The organism is Gryllotalpicola ginsengisoli DSM 22003 (genome assembly GCF_000419445.1).
Classification (GTDB): Bacteria; Actinomycetota; Actinomycetes; order Actinomycetales; family Microbacteriaceae; genus Gryllotalpicola; species Gryllotalpicola ginsengisoli.
In genome coordinates this window covers 1-20,851 of record NZ_AULK01000003.1, presented here as the reverse complement: position 1 = coordinate 20,851, position 20,851 = coordinate 1, and the positions used below count along the sequence as shown (strand labels likewise).

Here is a 20,851-nt window from a genome sequence, read left to right as displayed (position 1 = left end):
GTGGCTAATTCTCCGTCAGCGGAGCGAGGCGAAAAATACGCAATTTTCGCCCCGCCTCGCGCTCGTACTGGCGGTAGCCGGGCCATTGGCGCTGGATCGTCTGCCACACCGCCTCGCGCTCGTCGTCGCCGATGAGCGTCGCGTGCACGGGGATGCGTCGGCCGCGCCATTCGATCTCGGCATCCGGATGCTTGAGCAGATTGCTCGTCCACGCCGGGTGGGTGCTGCGGGCGAAGTTCGACCCGGTGATCAGCCAGGTGCCGTGATCGGGCACGCACATCAGCTCGGTGCGGCGCGGCTGGCCGGACTTGGCGCCCGTCGTGTGCAGCACGAGCGAGGGCACGAGCAGGCCGCTCGCCGTGACCCGGCCGCCGGTGATCGCGCGCATGAACCGCTCGAACGGCGGCATGACGGTGGGCCCGATGCGGCGGAACCACTTCGTGCGCGACACCCACGCGCCGCCGGCACGCAGGGTACGAAGCGGTGAGGGCACGTGGTCAGTCTGCCCCAGCGCAGCGACCCCGCTGGTCGACTCGCGCCGGAGGCGTGAATGGAGACCAAGCGGGTACCGCGCCCACATGAGCAATGAACTCACGGCACTCGCCCTGAACTGCACGCTCAAGCCCTCCCCGGCCGACTCGAGCACACAGAAGCTCGCCGGCGAGGTGCTCTCCGAGCTCGCCGCGCTCGGCGTGACCGGCGAACAGCTGCGCGTCGTCGACTTCGACGTGCGCCCCGGAGTGACCGCCGACGAGGGCGACGGCGACCAGTGGCCGATCCTGCGGCACCGCATCCTGGGGGCGGACATCCTGGTCTTCGCGACGCCGACGTGGATGGGGCATCCGTCGTCGGTCGCGCAGCGCGTGCTCGAGCGCCTCGACGCCGAGCTGTCGGTCACCGACGACAACGGAGTGAAGGCCATGACCGGAAAGGTCGCCGTGGTCGCCGTGGTCGGCAATGAGGACGGCGCGCACGCGATCGTCGCCGACGTGTTCCAGGCGCTGAACGACGTGGGATTCACCATCCCGGCGCAGGGCTCGACCTATTGGAACGGCGAGGCCATGCAGACGGTGAACTACAACCAGCTCGAGCAGACTCCGCCGGCCGTGGCGGCGACGACGCACACGCTGGCGAGGAACGCCTTCCACCTGGCGGGGCTGCTGAAGGGGCGGCCGTACCTGCCGGCGGTGTAGCTGTAGCGCGCGGCGCGCGGCGCCGGTCGACTCAGCCGCGCAGCGGGTGAATGGAGACCGAGCAGCGTCCCCTTGGTCTCCATTCACGCTTCGCGTGAGTCGACCAGCGGGAGTCTCGATACGCGCTGCGCGCTACTCGACCAGCGATCAGGCGGCGCCGACCTCTTCGAGCTTCGACTGGAGCTCGGCATCCGTCGGCTCGACGAAATGGGTCGCGTCGGGGAACACGATGACGGGGATGTTCTTGCGCCCCGAGATCGCCTCGGCGCGCTCGGCGCCCGTGACCTCGCGCTCGACGTCGACGTAGTCGTAGTCGACTCCGAGCCTGTCGAGCAGCGCCTTGGAGCGACGGCAGTCGCCGCACCACGCGGCGCCGAACATGGTGATCTTGTCGAACGTCTCGGCCATGGCTCAATCGTAGGCGGGCAGTGCGCCGATCAGCTCGCGGTAGAACCGCTCGCCCCGCTCGAGCGCGTCGACGGTGACGCGTTCGTTCACGCCGTGCAGGCCGGTGCGCTCCTCGCTCGACATCGCCAGCGGCGCGAACCGGTAGGTCGCCTCCGGCGCGAGGGGTTGGAAGTGCCGTGCATCCGATGCCTGCATCATCACGTACGGCACGGTGAGCGTGCCCGGGTATGCGGCCCCGACTGCCCGCTCGATCAGCCGCCACTGGGCGGTGTCGGTGCGCGACTCCGCGCTCGGGTCGTGCCCCTCGATCACCTCGATCGAGATGGCCGGGTCGCCGATCGCGCGGCGCAGCACAGCGAGCGTCGAGGAGACGGTCTCGCCGAGGGCGATGCGCAGGTTGAGCACGGCGCTCGCCGAGTTCGGGATGACGTTGTGCGCCCCGCCGCCCTCGAGCACCGTGGTGGCGACGGTGGTCTGCACCATGGCGGCGGGCTCTCCGCCGAGCAGGGAGAGCAGCCGCGCGCTGACCGGCGCGAGCCGCGGCACGGCCTCGATCAGCACGCGGCCGGCGCCGCGGGCGTGGCCGCGGTAGGCCTCGAACATCTGCCGGCTGGTGCGGCTCAGCCGCTTGGGGAACGGGTTGCGGTGCAGCCGGGTCACGGCCCGCGCGATGCGCTCGGGGGCGGTGCGGGCGCGGCCCGGCGTGCTCGCGTGACCGGCGGGCGCGGTGGCGGTCAGCCGCACGCTCAGCACGCCCTTCTCGCCGAGCCCCACGACCGCCGCCGACTGGGGCAGGCCGGGCAGGATGCCGTCGACCACCGCGCCGCCTTCGTCGAGCACGATCCAGGGGCGGATGCCTCGTGCCGCGAGCTCTTCGCTGATCGCCCGTGCGCTCACGCCGGAGGTCTCCTCGTCGCCGCCGAGGCTGAGAAAGACGGGGCGCTTCGGGGTTCCGCCCGCGGCCAGGAGGTTCTCGACGGCGTCGAGCAGCACGACGAGTGCGCCCTTGTCGTCGATGGCACCGCGGCCCCAGACGGTGCCGTGCTCGATCGCGCCGCTCAGGGGAGGGTGCGTCCAGGAGTCGTCCTCCGCCAGCGGCACGGTGTCGTAGTGCGCCATGAGGATGGCGGGGGTTGCGGCCCTTCGAGACGCGGCCTCCGGCCGCTCCTCAGGGATCGAGGTTCTGCCCGCACCCGTTGGCTGAGGAGCCGGCGGAGCCGGCGTCTCGAAGCCTCCGGCCGCCCCACTCGGTGGCTGAGGAGCCGGCGGAGCCGGCGTCTCGAAGCCTCCGGCCGCCGCCTCCCACCGGAAGAGCAGGCCGCGCTCGCCGATGCGCTCCTTCACGAGGTGCTGGTGCACCAGCGGGTAGAGCTCCTCGAGCACCGCCTCGAACTCGGCGGTGCCGTGCTCGACGAGGTGCGCGCTCACGGTGTTCACCCGGATCAAGCGCGAGAGGCGCTCGGCGATCCCGGGGCGTGCGGCCGGGGCATCCGTCATGCCGTCAGCCTAGGGGCGTGCCCGCCGTCTCAAGCGGCCCAAGGTGGGCCGGTCGCCGCCAGTCTCCCAAGACGCACCGGAGGGAGGAGCTTTTCGCGAAAAGTTCCTCCCGAGCCTGCGTCTTGGGATTTTCGCTGCGCGCCGGGTTTGCCGAGCGGCGCTCTTCGCCGCCAGGGGCACGCCGGACCCGGGCTGCGGGGTGCCCGAGGGCGCGAAGTGTGCCCTTCGTGGTGGTGGCGGCGTCGGACCCCAGCCCGCCCGGGCACAAGTGGTGCGATCGGGCACGGGTATTGGGGAATCCGTGTGCCCGATCGTGACGTTTGTGCCCGCGGCGCAGCTCGAGGTCGGCGCCCGTCGGCCGCGCGCCCGCCCCGCACGCCTGCGCGCGCCCGCCCCGCACGCCTGCGCGCGCCCACCCGCGCCCCGGCCGCCGCCGCGCGCCCGTCGGCCGCGCGCCCACCCCGCGGCCGTCGCCCGCGTCGCGGCCCGCCCGTCGACCCTTGTATTAGGGGACGTGCGCAGGGGCCTTTGCCGGTTACGGTCAACTCCTAAGGTTTGAGGGAGAAGCGGTGCTGACGAGCGAGCAACTCGATCGCGCTGTCGGCGCCGTGGTGGCGTCGGCGGCGGGCGACGCATTGGGCGCGCCGTATGAGTTCCAGGCGTCGGTGCTGCCGCCTGAGCCGATCACCCTGCACGCCTCGCCCCCGTGGGAGCTCGGCGAGTGGACCGACGACACCGCGATGGCCGTGCCGATCCTGCAGGAGCTGGCCCGCGGCCGCCGCCTCGACGACCCCGACACCCTCGCGCACATCGTCGCCGAGTGGATCGGCTGGGTGCGGGTGGCCAAAGACGTCGGCATCCAGACCAGGGCGGTGCTCTCCCGCGTGCGGCACGTCACCGAGCAGGACGCCCGCGCCGCCGCCCGCTCCGTGCACGACGAGACGGGCCGTTCGGCGGGCAACGGGTCGCTCATGCGCACCGGCCCGGTTGCGCTCGGCTACCTCGACGCCGGCCCCGCCGACCCGCACGACCGAGCCGACCCGCACGACCGAGCCGACCCGCACGACCGAGCCGACCCGCACGACCGAGCCACCCTCGCCGAGCTGGCCGCCGCCGCCCGCCGCGTCAGCGAGCTCACGCACTTCGAGACGGATGCCGGCGACGCCTGCGCCATCTGGTCGGTGGCGATCCGGCACGCGATCCTCACCGGCGAGTTCGGGCTGCGCTGTGCCCTCGACGTGCTCGAGCCCGACCGCCGCACACTGTGGAACCGCCGCCTCGACGCGGCCGAGGCCGTGCTGCCGTGGCAGCTGACCGGCAACAACGGATGGGTCGTCGCCGCGCTGCAGGCCGCCTGGTCGGCGCTGACCCACACGTCCACCCTCGAGGACGCGCTCGTTTTCGCGGTGCGCGCCGGCAACGACACCGACACGGTGGCGGCGATCGCCGGGTCGCTCGGCGGCGCGCGGTACGGATACTCCCAGCTGCCGACGGCGTGGGTCGAGAATCTGCACGGATGGCCCGGGGGAGAGTTCGCGTTCGGAGCATCCGATCTCGTCGAGCTCGCCACGAAAGCGGTCGGGGCGTGATCGCAGACCGGTTCACGCTCGCCCAGACCTGGTGGGTGGCGAGCGAACTGGTGCGCCGGCACCCGCGGCTTATGATCTCGCGCCGCGAGTCGGAGGGCGCCCCGCCCGTGCTGCTCGTGCACGACGAGGGCGAGGGCATGAAGATCGGCTTCGACCTGAGCACGGCGATCCAGTTCCTGGCCGGCGGGGTGCTCAAGCGCATCGAGTGGGCGGAGCTCTTCGGCTCCAACGAGCCGCTGCAGCTCGTGCGCCGCATCGAGCTCGAGAGTGGGCTCGGCATCGTGGCGACCGCGCCGCCGATGACGGAGCGATCCGTGGTCTACCGGCTGATCGCCAAGCTGCTCGCGCTCGGCGTCGACGACCGGTACACGTGGCACGCGGTGTCGCTGCCCGGGTACCCGACGGCGGGCGCGTGGGCCGGCATGACGACGGATGCCTGGAACCGCACCGTCGACCCCTTCCCCGGTGCGGTCGGGGCGTCGCTCGGGTACTACGAGAGGTCGTCTGGGGCGTTGCGGTCGCGCACCGTGCTGCCGAACCCGTTCTGGGCGCTGATGCGCGATGTCGACACGGTCGCCATCCTCGACGTCGCCGGCCACGCCTACCTGCGCACCGGCTCGGTGGACTTGCTCGCCACATATAGAGGTACCGGCAACTCGCTCGCCCGCACCGCGGTGCTCGCCTTCGGCGACTGGCTGGTCTGACGCGCCCGCCGCCCCCGCCCCGCGCTGGTTGAGTAGGCCGCGAAGCGGCCGTATCGAAACCCGCCCGCGCCCCGCCCCCTCGATGGCTGAGGAGGCGCGAAGCGCCGTCTCGAAGCCGGGCCCGCGCCGCCCCCGCCCCGCGCTGGTTGAGTAGGCCGCGCAGCGGCCGTATCGAAACCTGCCCGTGCGCCGTTCAGATTTCGGAACATTTTTTGACCCCGGCCTCGCCCCGCCCGAACTCAGGAACAGCCTCAACTCGAGCCCCCCACACCCTCCGCTGCCCGCTGCTCCTGAGTTCGGCCGCCGCGGTCACTGCAGCGCCGTGAACACCGAGCCGTCCCCGAACGTCGCGACACCCCCGTGCACGGTGTTCGGCACCTCGAAGACGACGACGCCCTGCGTCTGCTGCCCGGCACCGAGAGTGACGTCGGGCATCTCGCCGTCGTATCCGTACACGTCGGCCTGCTCGTAGATGGTGCCGCTCGTGTCGGTGAAGTTCGCGTCGTATGCGGCGGTGGAGGCGTCGAGCCCGGCATCCGTGCCCTTGACGTGCACGGTGAAGGAGATGTACTTCATGTTGGCGCTCGGCGCCTCGAACTCGTCGTACCCGCGCCAGTCGTCGCTATAGCCGTCGAACCACTCCTCGTAGTCGACCTCGGTGCCGTCGAGCCGGTTGGTGCTCTGCATGGTCGAGTGGGTGCCGGCCGGGTTCGGGTTGTCGTAGGTGGTGCCGACGGTCAGGGCCTTCTCGGCGGCTTCGGCGGCGGCCTGCTCGGCCTTGTCGGCCTCGGCCTGCGCGCTGTCGGCGGCGGCCGTGTCACCCGCCTCGCACTTCTCCTCGGCGGCGGAGTCGCTGTACTCGCTCTGGCACGAGGCCTTCGCATTGGCGGCGTCCTGCGCGGTGTCGGCGGCCGCGGTGTCGCCGGCGGCGCACTCCTGCTGGGCGGTCGCGTCGAGGTACTGCGAGCAGTCGGGCGCGGCGCTGTGCGAGGCGGCGGGCTTGGCAGCGGATGCGTCGTCGCCGCTCGCCGCGCCGCTGCCGCCGCCCACGGCGAGGAGCAGGACGACGAAGGCGCTGACGATCCAGGCGGTGTTGCGCAGGGGGCGGTGGTCGAGCCCGGCGAGCGGGGCGCCGCGCTTGTCGCGCTGCTTGCCGGCGAGCACGAGGATCAGGTCGACCAGGTACCAGATGCCCGCGCCGCCGCAGGTGATCAGCTTGAGGATGCCGGTGCCGACCTTGCCGAGGTAGAACCGGTCGACGCCGAAGCAGCCGAGAAGCAGCGCAAACAGCCAGGTGGCGAGGAAGGACTTGGCGGGCACGGATGCTCCGGGCAGCGGCGCCTGCTGGCCGCCGGGGGCGGCGCCGTAGCCGTACCCGTACCCGTCGTCGGGCGTCGGCGGAACGGGCGGGGCCAGCGGGGTCGTCGGCTGGGGCGGAACGGGCGGGTAGATCTGCGGCTGCGTCGGCTGCGGAAGTTCGTCGGACATGTGATGCGTCTTTCTGTGCGAACGGTTTCTCCACGCGGTCTTGCGTGAAGCACCGGCACCTTTCCGACGACCTCCGACATTGGAGGCCCGTTTCCGCCCCTCAAACCCCCGATCAAACCGAAATCACCCCCGAAGACGGGGGACGTGGGGGAACGCCCGTTCGAAGAATTGCAGGGCAGCGTCTCCCTGCGCCGCCAATAGCGCGCGAACCTTTCGCGCCCGCCCTGCTCCCGCCCCCGCCCTGCTCTCGCCCCCGCTGGTTGAGTAGCGCGCCGGAGGCGCGCGTATCGAAACCAGCGACCCCGCACCCGATTCCCCTATGCCATCCCTTCGTCCTCAAGCGCCGCCTGCCGGCGCCGCTCATCGAAAAGCTCCTCAAGTACCGGCTTGTCCGCCAACTGTGCGCGGATCGCCTTGAGCGCCTCACCCCGCTGGGTGAGCACCACTCCGTTGTCGCACTCAGTTGCAATGAGAGTGGTGCCAGCGCTCCACCCGAATCGGGCACACGTGCCCGCTGGCAACTTGAGACGACCGTCACGGCCGACGGTCAAGTAGAAGGTGCGCGCCATGCGGAAGAGGGTAATCATGTCAACGACCAATGGCGATTGGTCTTCGACTGGGATGGAGGGGAGGCGACCGATGTCCAATTCATCGACCATCACCGATGACCTGTCCACACCGGGCGAGACCTTGCTCAAGGAGTTTCTTGAGCCGTTCGGCATGACGCAGCACGAGCTCGCGACGAGCATCGGTGTAGATCGATCGAAGGTCTCGCGCATCATCCGCGGCCAGCAAGCGATCACCGCTGACATTGCCCTGCGCCTCAGCGCGGTTTTTGGGACCAGCCCGCAGTTCTGGTTGCGCCTGCAGGAGGGTTACGACCTCGCCCGGGCACGTGAGACCACCGAGATCGACGGCATCGAGCCGGTCGCGATCTCCACGCGTTGAGCCGCACACTTGAAGCGGTAGCACCAGACGAAGGCGGTGCGCAGTTCCCACTGCCCACCAGTTGTTTCGAGTGCTTGTCAGCGCGCCGGTCGCGCTAATCCATCTGGCGGTCAGATCTCAGCCTGGGGGTTGCGGCTGCAAGCCGTCGAGTGATCAGATCAGGTGCAGTGATCGCACTGCCGGCAACAACAGCGGTCGCTCCCGCGGCGAACCCCTCACGTACGTGCTCGGGGGTCCACACTCCGCCCTCCAGAATGACCGGAACGTTCGTTCGCGAGCGGATCTTACGCACCAGTTCCGTTGCGGGTCGAGAGGCGTCCTCCGAGTCGCTCGTGTAACCGGCCAAGGTCGTGGCGACGATGTCGGCGCCGGCTTGCACAGCGGCCAGCGCTTCGTTGAGCGTGGCGATGTCTGCCATGACTACGCCGCCCTTCTCATGGACGGCGTGGGCGATCTCCGCAAAGGTTTCGTGCGGGCGGGAGCCGTCGGTCGCCTGTACTGCGACGATATCGGCACCAGCCGATATGAGCTCTACTGCGTCACGCACAGACGTTGTGATGTAGGTGTCGGTACCTGGTTCTCGTTGCTTGCGGATGCCGATGATCGGCAGTTGCGTTCGCTTCCGGAGTTCGGTGACGACCTCGGCGCCGTCGACCCGGAAACCAACCGGTCCGCCAAGTTCTGCCGCTTGTGCGAGCACGGCTAACAGGTGGGCGTCGGATAGCGGACTTCGCGGATCCATCGCCTGAGAGGACACGATAAGTCCGCCACTAATGCGATCAATCACGCCCACGTTGCTCCCTTGAGGACTCCGGCTGCCCTGTTCATCGATCCCTCTTGACTTGACAGGCTGATCACCGATACACCGTCAGGTCGTAGAAGTAGCGATCACCGCGATAGATACTGCGCGCGAACTCGATCCTTCTGCTTCGCGCGTCGTATCCGATGCGGGTGACGTCGAAAGCAGGTCCGAACTCGACGCTTTCAAGTTGTCCTGCCTGAGCGGCGCTGAGCACGGTGGCTTGAATGCGCTGCTCCGCCCTATTGAGGCGCGTGTGGAAGCGGTTCTCGAGCACCTCATAGAGTGATCCGCCCCAGTCCGCCTCAGTGAGGCCCGGCGCGAGGTCGGCCGGAACGTAGCTGTCTTCGATACACATCGGCGAATCGTCTGCAGTTCGAACACGGTGGATGTGGATCACGTCGGCGCGAGGACTGATTGACAGTGCAAACGCGATCTCGGCACCGGCGGGCACGAGAGAGACCGACACATCCCGCGACCCAGGCCGGAGCCCTCGCGAACGCATGTCTTCGCTGAATGACGTGAGCTCAAGCGACTTCGCAATACGCGGTTCGCTCACAAAAGTTCCCGCGCCCTGCTCACGGTAGACCCGGCCTTCCGACTCCAACCGGTCGAGAACCTGTCGTACGGTCAGTCGCGACACGGAGAACTGCTCAGCGAGATCTCGCTCAGTCGGGAGCTTGTCGTGTGGCTGCAGCCCCCCATCGATCAGTCCGAGCATGTGCTGGCGCAGCCGTTCCGTTTTGGTGACGCGAAGGGCGGGGGATTCGTCGGCGTGGCTCGCGGTTCTGGTCATCCTGGCCTTTCAACTCGGCAGTCGCAGCCATAGTAATGGTATTGACCAATCGGGCGTCGTGATGTGTCGCGCATGTAAAAGCATTCCGCAAACCCTGGCGCCGGGCTTGATGCTGGGCCGCGGACTGGGCTATACCAATCTAACCAGCACCTCCTTAATCCCTCCCCAGGAGTTGACATGACCATGAAGTTCCTCGGCCGTCGCGGCCGAATCGCGACCGCAGCCGCGGCAGCGGCGGTCGCAGCGGCACTTGCTCTTGCCGGTTGCAGCGGTACCGCCTCGACCGGAGGTCGTACCACGATCACGTTCTCCTATCTGTGGACGGGAAAAGAGGCGGATGCGCTCAAGCAAGTGGTGGCCGATTTCAACAAGAGCCAGTCGAAGATCACGGTCAAGGCAGTCTCCAACCCGGACCAGACGAAACAGTTGTCGTCGATGTCTAGCGCCAACGGCTCCTTCGACGTCTCGGATTCGTTCGGCTCGAACGTCGGCGCGTGGGCTTCCAAGGGGATTCTCGAGCCTCTTGACGACTACTCATTCGACACCAGCGACTTCATTCCGTCGGTCCTCAAGCAGGACAAGTACAAGGGAAAGTTGTACGCCATGCCGATCGCTGTGCAGGAGTACAAGCTGATCTACAACAAGGCAGAGTTCGCAGCCGCGGGAATAACGTCACCGCCGACCACGATGGACGAGCTTGCTCAGGACGCGGCCAAGCTCACGAAACAAAGTTCCGACGGCACGATCACGCAACTTGGCCTCGGCACCTCGTCGGCGTACAACCTGCTGAGCACACTCGCGTACGTGTTCGGCGGCAAATGGGACACGAACGGGAAACCAAGTCCCACTGACGCGGGGAACATCGCAGCTCTGAACTGGTACAAGACGAACGTGCTGGACAAGTACGGGGCATCGAACATTGCGAAGTTCGAGTCCGGCTACGGCGAGTACATGACTGCCCAGGACCCGTTCTACACCGGCAAGATCGCTATGACGCTCGACGGCGAGTGGCAATCTGCCAACATCGCGAAGGTGGCGCCAAATCTGAAATGGGGCGTGGCGGACATCCCCACCGCAGTTCCTGGGCTCGAGAACGCCACGCAGACCTACAGCAGCATGTTCTTCATCCCGGCGAACTCTAAACACAAGCAGGAAGCGGCGACGTTCATCAAGTACCTCACCGGCAAGAAGGCGATGCTGAGTTTCACGAAGGCGCTGGGCAACCTGCCGGCCCGCACGTCGCTTCTCGACGACTCGTCATACGACTCGCTTCCGGGATTCAGCGTGTGGCTGCAGGGCCTGAAGAGCAAGAACGCGTTCTCGTTCGCTCCTGCCACGTACACAACCCAGTACCAGGCCGACTTGACCTCGGCGTTCAGCTCCTTCGTGCTGGGTAAGGAGAGCGCAGAAGAGGCCATGAAGTCAGTGGCAAGTAAGGCCGCAAGTTATGACCAGTGAGAATGCTGCGGCGCGCCTCCGGGCGCGCCGCAGCCGTCGCTCGCGCAATACGAAGTCGATCTGGAAGGGCCTGGCATTCGCTTCGCCGTTCCTGCTCGGGTTCGTGGTGCTCATCGCTTATCCGATGCTCGCTTCGGCTTTCTATAGCTTCACCGACTTCAACCTGTTTCAGGCGCCGAAATGGGTCGGCCTCGCCAACTACCGGCACATGTTCGGCGACTCGACCTTCTGGCACGCCCTCTGGAACACGCTCTATCTCAGCGTGATCGGCGTTCCGCTCACGATCATCATTGGGTTGCTCGGCGCGCACATTCTCAACTTCCGCATCAGGGGCCAGGCCATTTACCGTGCCTTGGTCTACGTTCCGGTAATCGTCCCCGTCGTCGTCGGCAGCTACCTGTGGCGCTGGATGTTGAACTCCCAGTACGGGTATGTGGATCGGCTCCTGCAGTTGGTCGGCTTGCCGCAGCCGAGCTGGCTCACCGAGCCCCAGTGGGGCAAACCGGCCATCCTGTTGATCGCTCTCTGGACGATCGGGAGCACGATCATCATCTATCTCGCCGCGATCCGTGACGTTCCGCAGGACTTGTACGAGGCGGCTCAGATGGACGGTGCGGGGCCGTGGCGCCGATTCTTCAGTATCACCTGGCCGCAACTGACCCCCGTGACGCTGTTTCAGATCATCGTCGTCATGATCTCTTACCTTCAGATATTCACCCAGCCGTACCTGCTTACACAGACCACCGCCGTCGGGAACGGCTCGGCAGCAAGCGGGGGCGCCGGTGACTCCATGCTGAGCCTGTCGATGTATCTGTTCCAGAACGCCTTCACGTTCCTCAAGATGGGCTACGCCTCAGCGATGGCGTGGGTGCTCTTCGTCCTCACAATGCTCATCACGCTGATCCTGCTTTGGTCGTCCAGGAGGTGGGTCCACTATGACAACCCCGATGACTAAGATCCTCGGTCAGGCGCCGGTGCGTACCACAGCTCGGCGGCGGACCGTCGCTCGGTTCCGGTTGGCTTGGGCGATTGAACGTGTGCTGCTGATATTGCTGGTCGCGGCCTTCTTCTTTCCTTTCGTCGTGATGCTCACCACCGCATTCAAGCCGAGTTCGGACATCTTCCACTCGCCACCGGAGTTGTGGCCGCGGCACTGGACGCTTGATAACTTCGCCTCGGCGCTGAGCACGATTCCGTTCTGGCAGTACCTCGGGAACACGGTGCTCGTGTCAGGGCTGAGCGTGATCGGCGCTCTCGTCTCAGCGCCCTTGGTCGCATACGCGCTCTCAAAAATCAGATGGCGCGGGCGAAACGGCCTACTGGTCGTCGTGCTGGCGACGATGATGCTGCCGCCGCAGGTAACGATGATCCCGGTGTATCTGCTGTGGAACAAGATCGGATTCTCGAACAGCTTCGTGCCGCTCGTGGTGCCGACTTTCCTCGGCACACCGTTCCTCATCTACCTCATCAGACAGTTCCTCGTAGCGGTCCCGGACGAGCTCTTGGAGGCGGCGCGCGTGGACGGCGCCAGCGAGCTCCGCGTCTATTGGTCCATCGTGTTGCCCATCGCCAGGCCCGCTCTCGTCACCTCGGCGGTGTTCCAGTTCGTGTGGGCGTGGACTGACTTCATGAATCCACTGATCTACCTGGGCGACTCGAGTAAGTACACGCTGTCGCTCGGGCTTTACTCCTTCTTCTCGCAGCACGGAGTCGAGTGGGGGCCACTCATGGCCGCATGCGTCTTGTTCACGTTGCCGGCCTTCGCGGTCTTCATCATCGCGCAGCGTTACTTCATCAGCGGCGTCGCCGCCGGCGCGCTCAAATGACTCAGCCACGGGCGGCCATTGGAATTGACATTGGCGGCACCAAGATTCTGGGCACGATCGTCGACACGGCCGGCGCGGTTCGGGAGTCGCAACAGGTTCCGACGCCGGCCGGAGGAGCAGGCCGCATCATCGACGCCACTCGTTCGCTGGTTCAAAGCTTGCGAGCGTCAAGTACGGGCGAACTGATTACTGCGTGTGGTGTGGGCACGGCCGGGGTTGTGGTCGGCAACCAGGTGGTCTCCGCCAATGCATTGATCCCTGACTGGGCGGGGGCGCCGCTTGCTCCGATGCTCGCGGACGAGCTCGGTTGTCCGGTCTCACTTCTTAACGACGTGCACGCCGCGGCGGTCGGTGAGCTCCGGGTGGGAGCGTTGCGGGATTCCTCGCAGGCGCTCGTCGTCGCCGTGGGAACCGGGGTTGGAGGAGCGCTAGTGATGAAGGGCCGGGTTGCTGAGGGCGCTCGCGGCATCGCCGGTTCGATTGGGCACATTCCGGCACCGCACGGCGGCATGCGGACATGCCCTTGCGGTGCTCGAGGGCATCTGGAGGCGTACGCCGGAGGCCGAGGAATGGAGCAGAGCTACCGCGAGCAGGGCGGCGACGTCGGTTCGCTTCGGGATATTGCGGCGCGCGCGCGTGATGGAGAAGCCCTTGCGCGCCAGGTCATCGCCGGCGCGGCCGCTCTACTGGGGCGCGCGCTCGGCGGTTTGGCGAACACGCTGGATCTGGACACCGTGCTCTTGGCCGGCGGCGTCCCTGACATCGGCGGCCTCTACTGGGACGCACTGCTCGAGAGTCTGCGCACTGAAGGCATGCGCAGCGCGGCGGTAAGAGTCGTGCCGGCCCAGCTCGGCGGCTACGCCACTGCAGTGGGGGCTGCGCTGCATTCTCTCGCTCTGACGCGCGCGAAAAGGGCTGACGAGTAGCGCCGGGATTCGGTCAGGTCGCCGGGGCTGAGGTTGAATCACATGCAGTGCGCGTCTGTGATCTCGTAGGTCAAATCGCCACCGGGCGCATTCGGGAAGTCGATTTCGATCGCCGCCCCGTGTGACGGGTCCAAAGCGCCGGTGATCTTGTTGCCGTAGCTGACGACCACGCCGCTCGACGTCTCGAGATTCGCAGCGACATAGACACCGTTGGGGCAGTCCTGCGCGACCGCGATGTCCAGCCAGGCGCAACTCATCAAGCTGCAGGACGCCTCGACAGGTTTGTAGAAGACGAGGCCGTCTGCCGTGGGAGACGGTGTGAATCCGGCCTCCTCGGCAGATTCGTCTGCTTGTGCCTTTTGCCTCGCCAGCTCGGCGGCCGCGTCCTCTACCGCCTGGGCAGCCTCCCGCTCCGCCGCCTCCGCGGCTTCCCGCTTGGCGACCTTTTCATCATGCGATTTCTTTTTCTTGATCGCCGAAGCGTGCGCGGATGCAGCGATGGCGACTTGCCCGCGCTCGAACACCGCGAAGCCGCCGCCGACTGCGGCGAGCAGCAGTGACAGTGCCGTCATCCACGTGACAGTCAGTCTTGTGAGAGGGAGCCGCCTCTGCCGCGCGGTCGCGCGAACGTGTGACTCTGAAGCAGCCCCCGGCTCGCGGGCATCCGGCTCACTCATCGGAGAGCTTCTGTTTGATGAGGGACGTTTGATGGTCGATCGATTCGACCTTCTGATATTCGAGGCACCCCAAGGCGCCGAGGGCGAGCGAACCGGTCGTGAGTGTAACCGCAATGGTGACCCACGGCCACGACCGTCGAACGCGCTGCTTTCGCCACGGCGTCTTTGCGGTGACGAAAGTCTTCTGTCGGATTCCCTCCGCTTCCGTCTCGAGTCGGTATTCCGCCTCGGGAGTCGCTTGCCAGGCGCCGCCGCGGGGCGGACGGACGTTGAATTCACGGATGTACGCGATCTCGTAGTCGGTGAGATACCACGACCAGCCTGACTCAGGCTCCGGGTTCTCACCCCTTACGACTCTGGGGCCATCGACTTGGGTCGTCACGGGCGTCCTTTGATGTGCGAACTGGACAGCTCATCATGACAGTCCCTGGCCGTCCTGGTCGCGCCCCGATTCGGGGGCCCGTCTCGCCCAGGAACTTCCGCGCCGGCTTCCCGAGTGATCAACGCGACAGCTCGCGGCAACATGTGCAGAGGGAGTGTGGCCGTCGTCACCGCTCGTAGGCGAATGAGGTCGAGCGTCCAGAGATTCAGAGGAATTGGGCCAGATGTCGCCCGAGCGCGGCGCCCAGCGGGATGGGCACGGCATTGCCGATCTGGCGTGCGATCTCGACCTTCGACCCCATGAACTTGTAGTCGTCGGGAAAGCCTTGGAGCGCCGGTACTTCCTCGGCGAACGGCCGACATCGCATTCACGCGCGCACGGGTGGCCGTGTTCATCGACGGCTGCTATTGGCACGGGTGCCCTGAGCACTACCGGCGCCCGGCATCCAACGTCGACTACTGGGACGACAAGGTCGTTCGCAATCGTGCGCGCGACGCCGAAACCACGACTCGGCTCGAGGCCGACGGGTGGACGGTGCTCCGATACTGGGAGCACGAATCTCCCGCTGAAGTCGCCTTGAAAGTGGCACAGATGGTCGCTCCGAAAGCCAAGCGGAGCTGAGAGCCCACAAGCACTGGAGGGGGCCTCAGATTCGCGGGCGCAATCAACGTACCGCCCTCGGCTTGTGCTAACGGTAGATCGCCAGGGGCCGCGTGACCACCGTCGGGTAGGTGAATGACTTGTCGTCATCACCGATCGCTACGCCAAGACCTTTGCCAGCCTCAGCGAGCCCGTCAAGCGCCTGGGCAACACCCGCGGCTTCCGTATCGGTTCGTGGAGCGTCACTCATCGCGCGGACTGCCGCGAGCGTTTCGGACTGCCGGAGAAGCGACGTAACTTGACATACAACCATGTACTCCCCATCCATATTCGACTTGTCGCCGACAAAGTGATTTTCGCTTAGGGCGCCAACGACAAGCGGCCGCTCCACCCCAAGCGGTTGTATGTAAACGAGGTTCGCCATTGAACCGTCCGCTCCCTTAACCATGCTCCTTGCCTGATTGGCGATCTGTTTGAGCGTGGCGAGCTCAGCGGCTGGGACCCTAAAGAACGAATCAGGCTTGTTTGCGTTCTCCACATACGAGAAAAACAGTGCGAAAAGCTTGTGCACGGGAGCAAACTGGACTCTTGCCCTCACCTCCAGCGTGTCGCCTACTTCCAGCTCGTTTCGCGTCGCCTCGTTCCAATCCGTTAGCTCTCCCAGGGCATCTTCGGCCTTCAGGAACTGGTACCAAGCCTCAAAGGCGGAGAATGCCGTACGGGTGCGAACGAGATTGGCAGTTATATCGGCAGTCCGTCCCTTCTTTGCTGCAATCTTGGCTGGGCCGTAGCCTAGGCTGGCGTCAAAGCCAGCATCCTTCACTATCTGCGATTGCTCGATGATCTCGTCAACCTTGCCTGACTCGATTGCGCTTAAGGCGTTAACTATGACAGAGTCGTCCAAATACAAAAAGTCTCTGTGCAGCTTCTTCTTCGGTTTCTTGTATCCAGCCATGCTGTAATTCTATTCGCTCGATATACAGGCGCTACCCCGGTCCGTAATCGCCAAGGGTGAAAGGCAGCAGAAGCCCTACTTCACGCTGGGCCTATACGACGCACAAGGCGACGGAGCGCAGCAGACCGGGGTCCTCATGCGTAAGCGGGAAAGAATCGCAGTGCCACGGGCACTAGCTCACCCACTACTTAGCCCCCACACTCCCAACCCAGACCTGATCCCGCGCCCGCGTGATCCCCACGAAGAGCTCCCGCCGGTCCCGGTCCTCGCGCTCCGACGAGGCATCCATCTCGCCGATCGCCCTGCGCTCGGCCTTCAACCGGGGCGCAACCCACGGCACGAGCACGTGCTTGAACTCGAGGCCCTTCGACCGCTTGATCGTGCCGATCTTGAGCGCATCCGTCGTCGTGCCGTCGTACTTGTCGAGCGTGATCGTCGGAATGCCGGCGGCCGCGAACAGTCGCACCGCCTGGTCGACCTGGTACTGGTAGAAGCACAGCACGGCCACGTCACCGACGCTCACGTCGATCGCCTTCGTCGCCGCGCGCACCCGCTCGACCATGGCGGTGTTGTGCGCGACCTTCGTCGGGAACGACGCGAAGACCGGCTTCGGCCCGCGCCGAGGCGCGGTGGGTGCCGAAGCCTGCGCGGCGATCCCCTCGATGTCGGTGTAGCTGGAGCCGGCGACGATCGAGCGCGCCGCCTCGAGGATCTCGGCCGTGTTGCGGTAGTTCGTCTCCATCACGACGCCGCGGTTGCCGAGCGAGACGCCCGCCTCGGTCAGCGTGTAGCCGCCCGGGTAGATCGTCTGCTGCCCGTCGCCGATGAGGGTGAGTGCGTCGGGTGCGTCGCCGGCGATGCGCGCCAGCATCCGTACCATCGCGCACGACAGGTCTTGCGCCTCGTCGACGATGACGGCGCTGTACCCAGTCAAGGGATGCTCGCGCAACACCTGCTCGGCCCGCAGGATCTGGTCTTCGAAGTCGCACACGCCCGCCTCGCGCAGCCGGCGGTCGTAGGCGGTGTAGAGCTTCCAGACATCCGCGCGCTGGTTCGGGCCGAGCTTGCGGTTGCGGCCGACGCGCGCGCAGTCGCGGTACTGGTCGAGAGTGGTCAGCCCGCGCCCCTTGATGACATGGCGCACCTCTTCTTCCCAGTAGTCCTTGTTCTTCTCGATCGCGATGAGCGGGGCGGATGCCTCGGCCCACGCCTTCTCGAACAGCAGGTCTGCGCGCTGCTTGTTCAGGTTCAGCCGAACCCCGTTCTGGCTGAGGATGCGGCTCGCGAGCTGGTGCACGCTCGTGAACTCGACCCGATCGACGAGGTCGGGCGCGAGGCGCGCGAACAGGTTCTTCAGCACCTGCGGCAGCGTGCGCACGTAGGTGGTGACGAGCACCTTTCCCTCGGGATTGCTGCGGGCGAGGTACGCCGCGCGGTGCAGGCCGACGACCGTCTTGCCGGTGCCCGCGGCGCCGCGAATGCGCGACGGTCCGCCGAAACTGCGCCGCACGAGCTTGGCCTGGTCGGGGTGCAGGAACGCCATCCAGTCTTCGATGGGCTTCGACTTCATCGCCTCGAGGATCGCGTCGTCGATCTCGTCGGGGTCGGGCAGGTCGGCTTCCGTCGGGGGCGTGGGCGGGGCCAGGACCGGTTCGGGCACGGATGCGACGACCGGCGCCGGGGAGGGGCTCGGCGCTGAGATCGCGGGGAAGAACTCGACCACCTTGACGAGCACGCGGTCGACCTGGTCGGGGGAGAGGCGGTAGCCGCGGCCCAGGATCTGCGTGACGAGGTCGGCTTCGCCGACGACTTCCACGCGGCCGACAGTGCCCGGGCGGATGCGCTTGTTGCCGGTGAACACGACGATGATGCGCACCTCGCCAGGGGCGAGACCGATCTCACCGAGGGCGGCTTCGGTGTCGTCGGCCAGCTGCTCGAGGCGCTCGAATTCGTCGGTGACGTCTTCCTGGTCGCGGTAGATGCGGCCGGCGGCGATGGTCGGTGAAGCCCAGTTCTTGCTGTCGACGATGAAGACGCCGCCCGGTCCGACGACGACCATGTCGACGTTCGCTCGGCGGGTGCCCGGCCAGCGGCGGTCGGGCAACAGGTGATAGCCGACGCCCGCGAGCCGGGCGAGCAGCCGCGCGGTCTGCTTCTCAGAGGACGCGGCGGCCGCGTAGTTGAGGGCGAGCCGTGCCGCCTCGGATGCCGCCCGCCGATGCGCTTCGGCAAGCAGCCGTTGCCGATCGGCTTCTTCGGCCGCTGAAGCGCCTGCGGACATGGATCCCCCACCGTTGTGTCTGCCTCAATGCTTCGCTCTTGCCGAGCGCGTGCAAAGGCCAACTTCGGGGGTCATTCCTTCGCGGCGCCGACGCTCACGCGGACGCGAACACCGACTCGAGCGGTCGCGCGGAGCTTTGGCTTTGGCCCTCACGCGCTACTCGTCGGTCAGTCTGATGATGATGTCGAGACCGTTGTCGGGGTGGTAGGTCCATGACGCGCTGAAGTCACCCCAATCATCAGTCTGCGTGCCGTCAATGGATCGTGTGCTGTCCATGTGGTCGATGACGGCGTCGGGTGCCTTCAACGCATCGAGCATGCATGCAAGATCTGTGACCGAGAGCTCGCCCGAACCGAAGTCATCGCCTTCACCGTCAAGAAACGCGCTTCGCCCATTGTCCCCGATGACATCCGCGGGTAGGTCGCAGCTCGTGGCGGCCTTGGGGAGCAACTTGAGTCGAGCGGCGGCGGCGGCCTTCTGCTCAGCCTTCTTGTGCGCGGCTGCGGAAGCGTTGGAGAGGCTCACGCCCAATGTCACCGCTACCGCCACGGCCACGACGGCAGCAGCCGCGATGATTGCTCCGAGAAGCCAACGTGGCTGCGCACGAAAGCCTCGCTTGGCTTCCGGAACCGGCCCAGCATCTCTGGCGGTCCCGACCGGAGTAGCTGCCCCGGCGTTGATCGGTGCGGGCTCATCAGTGAGCCGCGCACCGCAGGTGTTGCAGAAGACAGCGCCTTCCGGGTTCTCGTGTCCTTCAGCGCACGTCGTCATCATGGCTGGCTCCCCCAGAGTCATGTCGTCGTCAATGCTTGGCTCTTGCTGAACTGCTGCAAAGGCCACCTTTGGGGGTCATGGAGCATGACCGCGGTTTCCAGTCATCCAACCGAGCGGGCCGGTCGCACTTCCTCGGCGACGACCCAGATCCGTTCCGCGACCAGCGCGTCCGCCGGGGTGAGGCCCTGACGCAACGCGCGCAACCAGCTCGTCCATCTCGCCGGATTGAGCCGGTATGCCGTTCGCGCACCGTCGGGGATGCGAGAAATCATGTCTGGTCGCAGGCGCGACAGCTGCTCGCGAAGGTCTCTGATCGCCTCGCTCAGCTTTGCGAACTCGTCAGGCCGGAACCCGGCGGCGGCGAGCTCGACGGCGTACGCGGCCCAAGTCGCATTCCGGTGGTACTTGCCGTTGCGATGAACCGTTGAGATTCCGGCTCCGACGACGCCGTTCGGGATAGCGATTGGCGGATGGCGCAGAAGCGCCTCGCTCCAGGCGAGCCGGTCCTCCTTCGCAATCGGCGCCCAATAGTCGATGTCAGTGCCTGCAGCCACAGCTCTCTCCTCGTCACGAGGGAGGCACAGCGCGCCTCCGCCGACTTGCCCGCGACGGATGCCTCGGGCCGGTTCTTCCCCTGGGGCACCCCGCTCGACGGAGGAGGGTTGCCGTGCAGCCGGCCAGGTACCGAAGGCTGCAACTCTTGAACCTGAAGTGACTATAGCGGGAGCGCGGGTCTCCATTCATGCACAGCGTGAGTGGGCCAGCGCGGGGCCGAAGAGCGCTACTCAGCTAGCACTCGCCGACGGCCGCACCCGACGCGCACTCGGAGCCGAGGGGCGCTCGGCCGGGGCATCCGATGAGGTCATGGCAGCGGGGTGGCCGCGGGGCTGTCGGCGGCGGCCGCGGCTGCCTCGGTCGCCACTTCGGCCTCCGCGTCGCCCGCCTCGGCCGCGGCGCCAGTCCGGAGGTCGTCGAGCGCCTCGGCCATCTGGCGCACCGCCTGCTCGAGGATCGGGCGCGGGGTGGCGAGGATGAAGCGCAGGAATCCGCGGCCGGCCTCGCCGCAGGCGGCGCCGTCGGTGAGGGCGACTCCGGCGCGTTCGCGGAAGAATTCGGCGGGCGATCCGTCGATGCCGAGGTCGCGGGCGTCGAGCCAGGCGATGTAGGTGCCCTCGGGGGCGCGGTAGCGCATGTCGGGGATGAGCTCTGATTCGCCCTGGGTTTGGTTCCGCTTCCTTTGGGAGGATGAATCATGCCCCGTCAGTTCGCGCCGGAGTTCCGGCAGCGTGCGCTCAGGATGCTGGAAGAGGCGATCCCTGAGCACGAGACCGAGTACTCGGCGATCCGTCATGTCGCCACCAAGCTCGGCATCGGTCCGGAGACGCTGCGCAAGTGGCGCCGCCGGTCCGAGATCGACTCCGGCCAGCGCGCCGGGGTGACCACGGCGGAAAGCGCCGAGTTGAAGCGGCTCAAACGCGAGAACGCCGAACTGCGCCGCGCCAACGAGATCCTGAAGACCGCGTCGGCGTTTTTCGCTGCGGAACTCGACC

Annotated in this window: 25 protein-coding genes and 1 riboswitch; of the genes, 10 read left to right on the top strand and 15 right to left on the bottom strand. The window is 66.7% G+C overall.

Going from position 1 to position 20,851, the window contains the following annotated elements; all coding sequences use genetic code 11:
* Positions 1 to 4 precede the first annotated feature (4 nt).
* A complete protein-coding gene (locus H563_RS0106795) occupies positions 5 to 493 on the bottom strand; it encodes a nitroreductase/quinone reductase family protein (protein WP_027479194.1) in 489 nt (162 codons plus the stop codon).
* Between the two features lie 85 nt (positions 494 to 578).
* Here H563_RS0106795 and H563_RS0106790 point away from each other — a divergent pair, with 85 nt between their 5' ends.
* The gene (locus H563_RS0106790; protein ID WP_022881856.1) at positions 579 to 1,193 is read left to right on the top strand and encodes a flavodoxin family protein; all 615 of its coding nucleotides are present in this window, start codon (positions 579 to 581) and stop codon (positions 1,191 to 1,193) included.
* Between the two features lie 147 nt (positions 1,194 to 1,340).
* On the opposite strand, the gene H563_RS0106785 is transcribed toward H563_RS0106790, so the two are convergent.
* A complete protein-coding gene (locus H563_RS0106785; RefSeq protein WP_022881855.1) occupies positions 1,341 to 1,601 on the bottom strand; it encodes a glutaredoxin family protein in 261 nt (86 codons plus the stop codon).
* A gap of 3 nt (positions 1,602 to 1,604) precedes the next feature.
* Positions 1,605 to 3,098, bottom strand: a complete 1,494-nt coding sequence (locus H563_RS0106780) for a M20/M25/M40 family metallo-hydrolase (protein ID WP_022881854.1) — start codon at positions 3,096 to 3,098, stop codon at positions 1,605 to 1,607.
* Positions 3,099 to 3,667: 569 nt separating this feature from the next.
* Here H563_RS0106780 and H563_RS15415 point away from each other — a divergent pair.
* Both H563_RS15415 and H563_RS0106770 read left to right on the top strand, forming a co-directional pair.
* Positions 3,668 to 4,687: an ADP-ribosylglycohydrolase family protein gene (locus H563_RS15415; protein WP_022881853.1), complete on the top strand. Its 1,020-nt coding sequence runs from the start codon at positions 3,668 to 3,670 to the stop codon at positions 4,685 to 4,687.
* Positions 4,684 to 5,391 carry a TY-Chap2 family putative peptide chaperone gene (locus tag H563_RS0106770; protein ID WP_022881852.1) on the top strand — a complete coding sequence of 236 codons (708 nt, stop codon included), beginning with the start codon at positions 4,684 to 4,686 and terminating at the stop codon, positions 5,389 to 5,391. Before H563_RS15415 ends, H563_RS0106770 begins: the two co-directional genes overlap by 4 nt.
* Positions 5,392 to 5,700: 309 nt before the next feature.
* On the opposite strand, the gene H563_RS17880 is transcribed toward H563_RS0106770, so the two are convergent.
* Both H563_RS17880 and H563_RS0106760 read right to left on the bottom strand, forming a co-directional pair.
* Complete coding sequence (locus H563_RS17880; RefSeq protein WP_022881851.1) at positions 5,701 to 6,879, bottom strand: TM2 domain-containing protein; 1,179 nt, start codon at positions 6,877 to 6,879, stop codon at positions 5,701 to 5,703.
* 317 nt (positions 6,880 to 7,196) lie between these two features.
* Positions 7,197 to 7,448, bottom strand: coding sequence for a hypothetical protein (locus H563_RS0106760; RefSeq protein ID WP_155865064.1), 252 nt, complete (start codon positions 7,446 to 7,448; stop codon positions 7,197 to 7,199).
* A 70-nt stretch (positions 7,449 to 7,518) separates the two neighbouring features.
* Here H563_RS0106760 and H563_RS0106755 point away from each other — a divergent pair, with 70 nt between their 5' ends.
* A complete protein-coding gene (locus H563_RS0106755) occupies positions 7,519 to 7,827 on the top strand; it encodes a HigA family addiction module antitoxin (RefSeq protein WP_022881849.1) in 309 nt (102 codons plus the stop codon).
* 94 nt (positions 7,828 to 7,921) lie between these two features.
* Here the strand turns inward: H563_RS0106755 and H563_RS17635 are convergent, their stop codons facing one another.
* Entirely contained in the window at positions 7,922 to 8,620 is a 699-nt protein-coding gene (locus H563_RS17635) for an N-acetylmannosamine-6-phosphate 2-epimerase (protein ID WP_081416180.1), read from the bottom strand.
* A 61-nt stretch (positions 8,621 to 8,681) separates the two neighbouring features.
* Positions 8,682 to 9,422 carry a GntR family transcriptional regulator gene (locus H563_RS0106745; RefSeq protein ID WP_022881847.1) on the bottom strand — a complete coding sequence of 247 codons (741 nt, stop codon included), beginning with the start codon at positions 9,420 to 9,422 and terminating at the stop codon, positions 8,682 to 8,684.
* A 177-nt stretch (positions 9,423 to 9,599) separates the two neighbouring features.
* On the opposite strand from H563_RS0106745, the gene H563_RS0106740 reads away from it, so the two are divergent.
* Genes H563_RS0106740 through H563_RS17630 form a run of 4 tightly spaced genes read left to right on the top strand, consistent with a single transcriptional unit; the run spans position 9,600 to position 13,632 of the window.
* Positions 9,600 to 10,880 carry an ABC transporter substrate-binding protein gene (locus H563_RS0106740; RefSeq protein WP_022881846.1) on the top strand — a complete coding sequence of 427 codons (1,281 nt, stop codon included), beginning with the start codon at positions 9,600 to 9,602 and terminating at the stop codon, positions 10,878 to 10,880.
* Entirely contained in the window at positions 10,870 to 11,835 is a 966-nt protein-coding gene (locus H563_RS0106735; protein WP_022881845.1) for a carbohydrate ABC transporter permease, read from the top strand. The genes H563_RS0106740 and H563_RS0106735 overlap by 11 nt, the downstream gene beginning before the upstream one ends.
* Positions 11,828 to 12,706, top strand: coding sequence for a carbohydrate ABC transporter permease (locus H563_RS0106730; protein ID WP_022881844.1), 879 nt, complete (start codon positions 11,828 to 11,830; stop codon positions 12,704 to 12,706). Before H563_RS0106735 ends, H563_RS0106730 begins: the two co-directional genes overlap by 8 nt.
* Positions 12,703 to 13,632, top strand: a complete 930-nt coding sequence (locus H563_RS17630) for an ROK family protein (protein WP_022881843.1) — start codon at positions 12,703 to 12,705, stop codon at positions 13,630 to 13,632. The genes H563_RS0106730 and H563_RS17630 overlap by 4 nt, the downstream gene beginning before the upstream one ends.
* Positions 13,633 to 13,670: 38 nt before the next feature.
* Here the strand turns inward: H563_RS17630 and H563_RS0106720 are convergent, their stop codons facing one another.
* The 3 genes from H563_RS0106720 to H563_RS18290 form a co-directional block, all read right to left on the bottom strand.
* Positions 13,671 to 14,204 (bottom strand): hypothetical protein, encoded by a 534-nt coding sequence (locus tag H563_RS0106720; RefSeq protein WP_022881842.1) that lies wholly within the window; start codon positions 14,202 to 14,204, stop codon positions 13,671 to 13,673.
* A gap of 97 nt (positions 14,205 to 14,301) precedes the next feature.
* Entirely contained in the window at positions 14,302 to 14,691 is a 390-nt protein-coding gene (locus H563_RS0106715) for a hypothetical protein (protein ID WP_022881841.1), read from the bottom strand.
* Between the two features lie 205 nt (positions 14,692 to 14,896).
* Complete coding sequence (locus H563_RS18290; protein WP_245556830.1) at positions 14,897 to 14,992, bottom strand: hypothetical protein; 96 nt, start codon at positions 14,990 to 14,992, stop codon at positions 14,897 to 14,899.
* Between the two features lie 80 nt (positions 14,993 to 15,072).
* On the opposite strand from H563_RS18290, the gene H563_RS17875 reads away from it, so the two are divergent.
* Positions 15,073 to 15,312: a hypothetical protein gene (locus H563_RS17875; protein WP_022881839.1), complete on the top strand. Its 240-nt coding sequence runs from the start codon at positions 15,073 to 15,075 to the stop codon at positions 15,310 to 15,312.
* A gap of 67 nt (positions 15,313 to 15,379) precedes the next feature.
* Here the strand turns inward: H563_RS17875 and H563_RS17295 are convergent, their stop codons facing one another.
* The 5 genes from H563_RS17295 to H563_RS0106685 form a co-directional block, all read right to left on the bottom strand.
* Entirely contained in the window at positions 15,380 to 16,246 is an 867-nt protein-coding gene (locus H563_RS17295; protein ID WP_022881838.1) for a DUF6414 family protein, read from the bottom strand.
* Between the two features lie 184 nt (positions 16,247 to 16,430).
* A complete protein-coding gene (locus tag H563_RS0106700; protein WP_022881837.1) occupies positions 16,431 to 18,527 on the bottom strand; it encodes a nuclease-related domain-containing DEAD/DEAH box helicase in 2,097 nt (698 codons plus the stop codon).
* A 156-nt stretch (positions 18,528 to 18,683) separates the two neighbouring features.
* Positions 18,684 to 19,322, bottom strand: a complete 639-nt coding sequence (locus H563_RS17870; RefSeq protein ID WP_155865058.1) for a zinc ribbon domain-containing protein — start codon at positions 19,320 to 19,322, stop codon at positions 18,684 to 18,686.
* Between the two features lie 80 nt (positions 19,323 to 19,402).
* Entirely contained in the window at positions 19,403 to 19,855 is a 453-nt protein-coding gene (locus tag H563_RS0106690; protein ID WP_022881835.1) for a hypothetical protein, read from the bottom strand.
* A 36-nt stretch (positions 19,856 to 19,891) separates the two neighbouring features.
* Positions 19,892 to 20,007: riboswitch (SAM riboswitch) on the bottom strand.
* Positions 20,008 to 20,163: 156 nt separating this feature from the next.
* Positions 20,164 to 20,493 (bottom strand): hypothetical protein, encoded by a 330-nt coding sequence (locus H563_RS0106685; RefSeq protein WP_022881834.1) that lies wholly within the window; start codon positions 20,491 to 20,493, stop codon positions 20,164 to 20,166.
* Positions 20,494 to 20,553: 60 nt separating this feature from the next.
* On the opposite strand from H563_RS0106685, the gene H563_RS0106680 reads away from it, so the two are divergent.
* The coding region (locus H563_RS0106680) for a transposase (protein WP_022881833.1) at positions 20,554 to 20,851 on the top strand (298 nt) is incomplete at its 3' end.

Coding starts and splice junctions, on each gene's coding strand:
- H563_RS0106790 (WP_022881856.1), top strand. CDS start 579: ATGAGCAATGAACTCACGGCACTCGCCCTGAACTGCACGCTCAAGCCC.
- H563_RS0106785 (WP_022881855.1), bottom strand. CDS start 1,601: ATGGCCGAGACGTTCGACAAGATCACCATGTTCGGCGCCGCGTGGTGC.
- H563_RS0106780 (WP_022881854.1), bottom strand. CDS start 3,098: ATGACGGATGCCCCGGCCGCACGCCCCGGGATCGCCGAGCGCCTCTCG.
- H563_RS17880 (WP_022881851.1), bottom strand. CDS start 6,879: ATGTCCGACGAACTTCCGCAGCCGACGCAGCCGCAGATCTACCCGCCC.
- H563_RS0106760 (WP_155865064.1), bottom strand. CDS start 7,448: ATGGCGCGCACCTTCTACTTGACCGTCGGCCGTGACGGTCGTCTCAAG.
- H563_RS0106755 (WP_022881849.1), top strand. CDS start 7,519: ATGTCCAATTCATCGACCATCACCGATGACCTGTCCACACCGGGCGAG.
- H563_RS0106745 (WP_022881847.1), bottom strand. CDS start 9,422: ATGACCAGAACCGCGAGCCACGCCGACGAATCCCCCGCCCTTCGCGTC.
- H563_RS0106740 (WP_022881846.1), top strand. CDS start 9,600: ATGACCATGAAGTTCCTCGGCCGTCGCGGCCGAATCGCGACCGCAGCC.
- H563_RS0106735 (WP_022881845.1), top strand. CDS start 10,870: ATGACCAGTGAGAATGCTGCGGCGCGCCTCCGGGCGCGCCGCAGCCGT.
- H563_RS0106730 (WP_022881844.1), top strand. CDS start 11,828: ATGACTAAGATCCTCGGTCAGGCGCCGGTGCGTACCACAGCTCGGCGG.
- H563_RS17630 (WP_022881843.1), top strand. CDS start 12,703: ATGACTCAGCCACGGGCGGCCATTGGAATTGACATTGGCGGCACCAAG.
- H563_RS0106720 (WP_022881842.1), bottom strand. CDS start 14,204: ATGACGGCACTGTCACTGCTGCTCGCCGCAGTCGGCGGCGGCTTCGCG.
- H563_RS18290 (WP_245556830.1), bottom strand. CDS start 14,992: ATGGGGTCGAAGGTCGAGATCGCACGCCAGATCGGCAATGCCGTGCCC.
- H563_RS17295 (WP_022881838.1), bottom strand. CDS start 16,246: ATGGCTGGATACAAGAAACCGAAGAAGAAGCTGCACAGAGACTTTTTG.
- H563_RS0106700 (WP_022881837.1), bottom strand. CDS start 18,527: ATGTCCGCAGGCGCTTCAGCGGCCGAAGAAGCCGATCGGCAACGGCTG.
- H563_RS17870 (WP_155865058.1), bottom strand. CDS start 19,322: ATGACTCTGGGGGAGCCAGCCATGATGACGACGTGCGCTGAAGGACAC.
- H563_RS0106685 (WP_022881834.1), bottom strand. CDS start 20,493: ATGCGCTACCGCGCCCCCGAGGGCACCTACATCGCCTGGCTCGACGCC.